The organism is Staphylococcus sp. EG-SA-2 (assembly GCF_017152085.1).
Genome location: NZ_JACYHC010000833.1, coordinates 1 through 1,183, shown reverse-complemented (window position 1 = coordinate 1,183; position 1,183 = coordinate 1). Strand labels below are relative to the sequence as shown.

The window sequence follows — 1,183 nt, the reverse complement described above, 5'->3', positions numbered from 1 at the left end:
AGTTGGTTTCGTCATGATTCTATTTGCATTTAAAACTCAATTCGGGCATGCCAGTTTCACAAATTTATATGAACACGGCATATTCGCTAAAGGTGCTTCTGGATTCTTTATGTCTTTCCAAATGGCACTATTCTCATTTGTAGGAATTGAAATGATTGGTGTTACAGCTGGGGAAACAAAAGATCCAGTTAAAACAATTCCAAAAGCAATTAACAGTGTACCCATTAGAATTTTAATATTTTACGTTGGGGCGTTAGCGGTTATCATGTCTATTATCCCTTGGCAGCAAGTTGATCCTGATAACAGTCCATTCGTAAAATTATTCGCATTGATCGGTATTCCGTTTGCTGCGGGCTTGATTAATTTTGTAGTATTAACCGCTGCTGCTTCATCATGTAATAGTGGTATATTCTCAAATAGCCGTATGCTTTTCGGTTTATCAAGTCAACAACAAGCACCTCCGAACTTTTCTAAGACGAATAAATATGGCGTTCCACATGTTGCAATCTTTGCTTCATCAGCATTATTACTTGTGGCAGCATTACTAAACTATATTTTCCCAGATGCGACAAAAGTATTTACGTATGTGACTACCATCTCTACAGTGTTATTTTTAGTTGTATGGGGTCTGATTATCATTGCATATATCAATTATAGTCGTAAAAACCCAGATCTACATAAAAATGCTACGTACAAACTATTAGGTGGTAAATATATGGGCTACTTAATATTTGTATTCTTCATTTTTGTGTTCGGGTTATTATTTATTAATGTTGATACAAGACGTGCAATTTATTTTATTCCGATTTGGTTTATACTTTTAGCATTTATGTACTTAAGATATAAACGTATCGCTGCTAAATCAAATAAATAACAACAAGTTTTACCCCTGTTGAATATACTAAAGTTCAACAGGGGTTTTTATATGCAACTTATAATATTAAATTGCGTACTTGGCTCAAAACTTTTACTTTCTCATCTATTTAATAATGTATCATTTCAGAAATACATCCATACTTCTATTTTATAATAAATTTCCAAAGTAATATGAGTGAAAGTTTGAAGGTGATAATGTACATGTATAAAAGATATAAACATTTATATAGATTGCCATTCATACACTATCATTATCAAATAACCTATTAATTACGTCATAAAATACCAGATGAACCAAAAAACGCCT

Annotated in this window: 1 protein-coding gene; it reads left to right on the top strand. The window is 32.1% G+C overall.

What is annotated here, in order from left to right:
- A partial coding sequence (locus IDG60_RS14995) for an amino acid permease (RefSeq protein ID WP_206160858.1) occupies positions 1–874 on the top strand: 874 nt, incomplete at its 5' end.
- Positions 875–1,183 lie beyond the last annotated feature (309 nt).